At 68.6% G+C, this 6,531-nt stretch carries 5 protein-coding genes and 1 pseudogene; all 6 read right to left on the reverse strand.

All coding sequences use genetic code 11. The annotated features are described in order from the left end of the window. Positions 1-21: 21 nt before the first annotated feature. The gene (gene istB / locus BH719_RS01185; protein ID WP_009232775.1) at positions 22-837 is read right to left on the reverse strand and encodes an IS21-like element helper ATPase IstB; all 816 of its coding nucleotides are present in this window, start codon (positions 835-837) and stop codon (positions 22-24) included. Beyond that, complete coding sequence (gene istA / locus BH719_RS01190) at positions 834-2,501, reverse strand: IS21 family transposase (RefSeq protein WP_009400036.1); 1,668 nt, start codon at positions 2,499-2,501, stop codon at positions 834-836. The genes istB and istA overlap by 4 nt, the downstream gene beginning before the upstream one ends. 115 nt (positions 2,502-2,616) lie before the next feature. Continuing rightward, complete coding sequence (locus tag BH719_RS01195; protein ID WP_173647172.1) at positions 2,617-3,798, reverse strand: hypothetical protein; 1,182 nt, start codon at positions 3,796-3,798, stop codon at positions 2,617-2,619. A 173-nt stretch (positions 3,799-3,971) separates the two neighbouring features. Further along, on the reverse strand, positions 3,972-5,288 hold the full coding sequence (locus tag BH719_RS01200; RefSeq protein ID WP_245683299.1) for an esterase/lipase family protein: 1,317 nt from the start codon (positions 5,286-5,288) through the stop codon (positions 3,972-3,974). A gap of 250 nt (positions 5,289-5,538) precedes the next feature. Next, positions 5,539-6,219: a histidine phosphatase family protein gene (locus BH719_RS01205; RefSeq protein ID WP_009400042.1), complete on the reverse strand. Its 681-nt coding sequence runs from the start codon at positions 6,217-6,219 to the stop codon at positions 5,539-5,541. Next, positions 6,216-6,531: pseudogene (locus BH719_RS09930) on the reverse strand (bifunctional [glutamine synthetase] adenylyltransferase/[glutamine synthetase]-adenylyl-L-tyrosine phosphorylase); the annotation flags it as partial. The pseudogene BH719_RS09930 and the gene BH719_RS01205, both read right to left, overlap by 4 nt.

A 6,531-nucleotide genomic window follows, 5' to 3' on the forward strand; every position in this document is an offset into this window, starting at 1 on the left:
AAGAGCCCAGCCGGTCGTTGTTCACCCCATCACAGATGCCCGGGCTCGGGTGTGGGCGAGGCGGTAGGAGTTTGTGCCGGTTTCGATGATGGTGGCGTTGTAGGTGAGGCGGTCGACGATTGCTGCGCACAAGCGGGGGTCGGTGAAGGTGTCGGTCCAGGCGGAGAAGGACTGGTTGGAGGCGATCGCGATGGCGTTCTTCTCCTCTCGTTCGGTGAGGACCTGGAACAGCAGTTCGGCGCCTCGCCGGTCGAGTTCCAGGTAGCCGAGCTCGTCAATCACGAGGAGGTCGACGCGGCCGTAGCGGTTGATGGTCTTGGTGAGTTGTTTCTCGTCGGCGGCTTCGACGAGCTCGTTCACGAGCCGGGTGGCGAGGGTGTATCGGACGCGGTAGCCCTGCTCGGCGGCGGCGGTGCCGAGCGCGATGAGCAGGTGGGACTTGCCGGTGCCGGAGTCCCCGATCAGGCACAGCGGGTCGCCGCGGCGGATCCAGTCGCCGGTGGCGAGCTCGTTGATGGTGGCCGGGTTGATGTTGGGGTTCGCGGTGAAGTCGAAGTCGGCGAGCCATTTCTCGCGGGGAAAGCCGGCGCTCTTGATGCGACGCAGGGTGGAGCGGCGGTCGCGGTCGTCGACCTCGGCCAGGAGGAGTTCGGCGAGGAAGCCCTGGTAGGTGAGTTGTTCCTTGGTGGCGGCCGTCACGGCGTCGTCGACGACGGCGCGGATCGTGGGCAGCCGAAGCCGGCGGCAGGCTTGGTCGATCGCGGCCTGCGCGGCTTGCTCGGTGAGGCCCTGACGACGGCGAAGGCTCTCGGGACGGCTGGTGCTGGTGGTGGTCATGGGGTTCCTGTCGGGGTGTGGTGGTGAGTCTCGGCGGGGGCCGGGGCGGGATCGGGTTGGCGTCGGCACAGGAGTTCGTCGTAGGCGGTGACGGTGGGCAGGGGCCGGGTGTCTTCGGGCAGGTGCGCGATGACCTGGTGCGGGTTGGTGGAGCGTCGGGGTGGCAGGTTCACGACCGTCCCGCCCCTGGTCTGGCTGGCTGGGGCGGGTGTGTGGGTGGTGGCATGGCGGCGGGCTTCGACGGCGACGACGTCGGGGCTGATCGCGCCCACCGACAGGGCCGAGGTGATGCCGGCGATCGCCGCGTCGGACGGGAGGGATCGGTGGAACAGGAGCACGTCGATCAACGCTTGGGTCCCGGCCACGTCGCCGCTGGTCTTGCGGGCCGCGGCCCAGAACGCGTCGTGGGCCGCGGTGAATGCTCCGGCGGCGCGGGCCTGCGCGAGGGCGGTGGAGCCGGGGAACGCGCCGGGCTTGTGCCGCAGCACTTCGAGGTAGTGGTCCAGCTCGACCCGGGTCACGCCACGGGTGCCGAGGCGAGGGTGGGTGGCGAGGACGGTGCGGCCCTCGAACACGACCACACACGAGGCCCGCAGGGACACGCGGACGCGTTGGCCGATGAGGTGCGCGGGGACGGAGTACTTGACCATGCGGACGGTGATCAGGGCGGAGCGGTCGACGCGGGGGTGGAGGATCAGGCCGGGGTCGAAGTCGTCGGCCGGCAACGGTGCCAGGTGGGGCAGCTCGGCGTGGTGGTCCTGCCCGATCGTGTTGGCGTGGCCGGTGATGCGGCGGGTGTTGTCGTCGTGCTCCCAGGCGCGGATCTTGTCGTTGAGTTCGTCCAGGGTGGCGACTTCGGGCATGGGGGTGAGGTGGTTGCGGCGGAACCATCCGACCTCGCCCTCGACGCCGCCTTTCTCGTGGGCGCCGTCGATGCCGGGCTGGCAGTAGAACGCGTCGAAGCCGTAGTGGGAGCGGAACAGCACCCAGCGTTCGTTCTCGTCGCGTAGCCGGTCGCCGCCGTGGATGACCTGGACGACGGCGGAGGTGAGGTTGTCGTAGCGGATGTGGCGGGTGGGGATGCCGCCCAGGGCGTGGAAGGCCTCGATGTGCCCTTCGAGGAAGGCCTCCTGTCCGCCGGTCGGGTAGACGCGGTGGATGGCCTTGCCGGAGTGGGACAGGCGGTAGACGAACATGTGGCACTTGGTCTTGACGCCGTCCAGGATGACGTAGACCTCGCCGAAGTCGACCTCGGCCTCCGCGCCGGGGGCATGGTCCTGCGGCACCATCGCCTCCACCCGGCGCCCGGCCTCCAGATCGATCTGCGCGCGCCTGACCCGGACGTAGTCCCGCACCGTGGAGTAGGACAGGTCGGTGGCGCCGTGCTCGTCGCGCAGCCGGGCCAGGATCCTGGTCGCGGTATGGCGCTGCTTGCGCGGCGCGGTCAGGTCATAGGTGAGCATCTCGTCGATCGCCGGCTTGTACGGGTCCAGGCGCGGTGCTGTGCGGACCGGTTTCTTGCGGGGTGGGGGTTCGGCTGCGGCGAGTGCCTGGCGGACGGTGCGGCGGTGGACTCCGTGTTTGCGGGCGAGCTCGCGGATGGACAGGCCATCGACTCGCGCGTCGTGGCGGATGTCGGCGTACAGCTGCACTCGTGATCCCATCTCGGCTCCCTTGCCCTCGCGACTGGTTCCCAGTGATGGGGACCAGCGTGAAGGGGTGGGGCCAGTTCAGACCGTCAACACCCCGGCAAGTCGCACGCGGGGCCAGATCAGGCCGTCACAACGGGGCCGAACCAAGTTGCCACAACCAGGAATGATACAGTCTGGCGGAGAAGCCCCTCACAGCCCGGATGTAGATCCTGTTGAGCAGCCCCTGGTCCTCCTCCTGCCGGGCCTTCCCCAAGTTCGAAACAACCAGTGTGTTACTCAGCTCTAGTCCGTCCTGCTCCACCTCCTCACGGAACTCGTCCCACCACGCATCTGCGCCCCGTGCGGTCAGCACGATCCGCGTAGGGGCTCGCCGTACCAGCAACGCCCGGAACACTTCGGCCAACCGACCCCGCTGGGCCTCCTCGGCGTAGTCCACCACCACCATCAGCTCGGTCGCAAGATCCTCGAGAGCGGCGAGCTCCTGGTCCGTCACGTCGGTCGTCGTCCGCAGGAACCCGGTGTACCAGCCGGTCGAGGACAAGTCACCGCACAACTCGACGGCCATACGAGTCTTCCCCGAGCCGCCCTTGCCCGTCACCACGGCCACGGCGATATCGGCACCGGCGCCATTCGCGGTGTCCGTGGAAGTGCGGGCAGGGGTCGTTGCCCACTGGCGGAGCTTGCGGTACTCGGATCGCTCTTCGAAGGAGACGACGGCGTGCCTGGCCTTGATGAGTTGCAGGGGCGTGAAATCCTGAGGCAATGGAGTACGGGCCGGGGCAAGTATCCGCTCAAGATTGCCTCCCGGAGGAACGGCGTCGTCGGCTTTGTGGCTGCGTTGACCACCGACGTCGACGCACACGTCCCACTTCCATTCCTGGAGGTAGTCGGCGCCCCGGGAAAGAGCAGTGCCCCAATCGCCCTTCGGCATCATCGCCTGTTGAACGTCGATGGCCAGCCACGTGCCCGTCGGATCGTCGGCGTACTCCGCCACAACACCGGCGAGCGCGCACCCGTCCACCGCCAGTGGCTCACGGCTGAACCCCGACTCGATCACGGCGTCGCACCCGGTGGACCATGTCCGCCCCAAAGGCACTACGACAATCGAGTGCCGTTGCTTCCCGTTGGCGGTGGTGAGTGTGACTATGAGGGGGTAGATCCCGGCGTCCAGCGCGGCGCAGCAGAAGGTCACGCACAAATCCACGCACGTCGCCTGTCTGAAGCCGAGCACCTCGGTGACGGGCCTGATCCATTGTGCCCCCGGAACGCTATCCGGCGGCTCGTGGACATACTCAATACCCAGATCCACTAGCTTTTCGAATATTTTCTTCGCCTGAGCGCCAACGCGCGTTTGCCCGTTCTTCACCAGGTCGGGCTCAGGGCCCGGGAACCCGCTCCAATCCGCTGCGAGCAGTAGGCGCTGCACCCAGCCAGCGTGGACCATATCCACCAAACCCACAGGATTGTGGGTCGAGTCCCACTTCACTCGCTCACGCATGATGCTGCTCCCACTCGCGTGTTGAAAAGAATACGGTCAGCGCCGGGCACACCAGTCGCTATAACCGTCAGCTGGTGCACGCCCTCCTCCAATGCGGGCAGGCGGGCGGACCACCACCCGTCCTCGCGGCGCTCGGCGCGGAACCTCTGGCCGCCGACGTTGCCGCCGACGCCACTCACTTCCAGGATCTGGTCGCGGGAATCGACGACCCGCATCCGGATCGCCTGGGATTCACCGATCGGCAGCACGTCATCAAGGTCGAGCTGCACATACGCTCCCCCTTCATCACGCGCACCACCCTGGGCCGCAGGGGGCAGACGGTCCCGCAGGTGCTCGGAAACGTGATCGAAGATGGGTTTCTCCTCCACCAGGTCCTGGTGTTTACCGACCAGTCGGCGCCTCCTGTTCACGTCGTCTTCCAAGGAATCAGGGATCGTCGAGAACACGGGAACCGTCCCGTCTCCGCCGTCCCAGCTCGGCGGCAACTCCTGCGGATTGCCCTTCGCCACTTCCAACTGGCCCGACGCCGCGTCCACGATGGCGCGCCCCAGGGTCGCGTGCCCCTGCGAGTAGTAGGAAGTGAACGGATTCCCTCCACTCCCGGCTTTCTCCACCAACGCCCGATGCATGTCCCTATTCGCCCGGTACGCCTTGAGCGCCCTGGCTGAGAAGTCCGGCACCGCCTCAGTCACCGTAGATGGGAGTTGATACGGGTACGGCCCTCCCCCGCCGTCCTCAACGACCTGGTAATGGGGCAGCAAGTCGAAAACCGAGTCCCACGTCCGCAGCACCCCGGTGAGACCCGACAACTCATGGCCTCCGACTCTGACTCCGTTCACGAGAACGTTCAAAGCCTTGGCGGCCCCGCGGTAGGGCGTGCCCAGGGTGATGATGTCGGCGACCTCGACGCCCTCGCTGAGGAACGCCCACCACCACGCAGCGACCAGGCCGCCCATCGAATGCGCCACCAGGACAACGCGCCTCCCCTGCGCGCGGCGGCGCACTTCGCGGTCCAGGTCATGGGCGATCCGCTCCACCGGGCGGCGGAAATCGTAGGGGAAAGCAACAAGGGCGGCGTCCGCGGAGGCCAAGTCGGGCCCCGCCGTCGCCACCTGCGCCTCGGACAGTCCCAGAGCCCGCCCCAACCCGCGGATCAGCCCGTCGTAACCGGTCACGAGCTGCTTGAAAACCACAGAGCAGGGGCCGATGAGCCCAACGGGACGCAAATCGTTGCCGATATCGAGCGCACCCGGATCCAGTGCCGAGCCGACCAGGCGGCGGACGCCGCTCCCGTACACCACGCGCCCTGCCTCGTCCGCGAGTTCGCTCCCACCGATGCCGGGAATCACAACAACCAGGGGCAGGGAACGGGACAGTAGGAGTACCTCCTCATCGCGGTGTCCGGACGATTACCGTCCACGACCGCAGCGTACCGCACATCACATGGTTATGTGACCGATCGGACATTGCGACCGCAATAGCCGCAACGCCGGCCCGCGCCACCGCAACGCCGCCGCGGTGCGACCACCCGAACCGGTCCTGCCGCCGGGGTCAGAGAGCCCCTTCGTAGTCACCCACCGGCCGGTCGTCCCAGGTGAGGGCGTGGAGCCCGCCCACCAGGTCGTCGGCCGTCGCGGGGGCGAAGTCCGGGGCCCACTCCATGACGATGGTGCCCGTGTTGCCCACGAAGTGCGTATTGACCAGCGTCTCGTCCAGGTTGTCCGCCAGTGCCGTGGACAGCAGGCGGGTGAGGCCACCGTGGACGACGAAGACGACGACGGCCCCGGGGCCGTGCTCGGCCCGGGCGCCCAGGGCGATGGAGTGCACCGCGCCGACGGAGCGCGCCAGGGCCTCGCGCCCGCTCTCGCCACCGGGCATGCGCGCCGCCAGATCTCCGGCGCACCACCGCAGGACCGTGCGCACGTACGTGATCTGGGAGCACACGTCCGAGGCCATCTCCACGTCCCCGCTGCGCAGCTCCCGGATGCCCGGGTGCACCACGGGCACCAGCCCGTACTCGCGCGCCAGGGGCGCGGCGGTCTGCCGCGTGCGCGTCAGGCCCGACACGGCGATCACGTCCGGGGGGCCGCAGACCTCGGACTCCCACCGCGCCGCCAGGCGCTCGGCCTGCTCGCGGCCCTCGGCGGTCAGCGGCAGCCCCGGGCGGACGGTGTCGAGGGCCCCCGCCGTGTTGGCGGCGGTCTGTCCGTGGCGGACGAGGACTATTCTCATGAATCCGACTCCCAGAAAACGTGTTCCATCACTGCGCGGGCGCGGCGCGCGCTCTGGCGCCACCGCTCCTCCAGGGCGCCCTCGTTGCCGCGCGGGTACCCGAGGATGCGGGCCAGGGGGGCCAGGTCCCTGGCGTCACGTCCCAGGATATCGAGTTTGTCCCCCGTCATCCTCCCCGAGGCCAGCGCGTTGCCCGCACGGATCCGCGACGCCAGCTCCCACGCCCCGAGCAGGGTGGCGGCGTCCTCGTCGCTGAGCAGCCCGGCGCCGCGGGCAGCGCCGACCGCCGCGCGCGTGCCCGTGACGCGGAGG

The organism is Pauljensenia hongkongensis, assembly GCF_001746855.1.
In the GTDB taxonomy this organism is placed as follows: domain Bacteria; phylum Actinomycetota; class Actinomycetes; order Actinomycetales; family Actinomycetaceae; genus Pauljensenia; species Pauljensenia hongkongensis.

What these genes read in the sequence shown, in the direction of transcription:
- BH719_RS01205 (WP_009400042.1), bottom strand. Translation starts at nt 6,219, where the DNA reads ATGAGAATAGTCCTCGTCCGCCACGGACAGACCGCCGCCAACACGGCG.
- istA (WP_009400036.1), bottom strand. Translation starts at nt 2,501, where the DNA reads ATGGGATCACGAGTGCAGCTGTACGCCGACATCCGCCACGACGCGCGA.
- istB (WP_009232775.1), bottom strand. Translation starts at nt 837, where the DNA reads ATGACCACCACCAGCACCAGCCGTCCCGAGAGCCTTCGCCGTCGTCAG.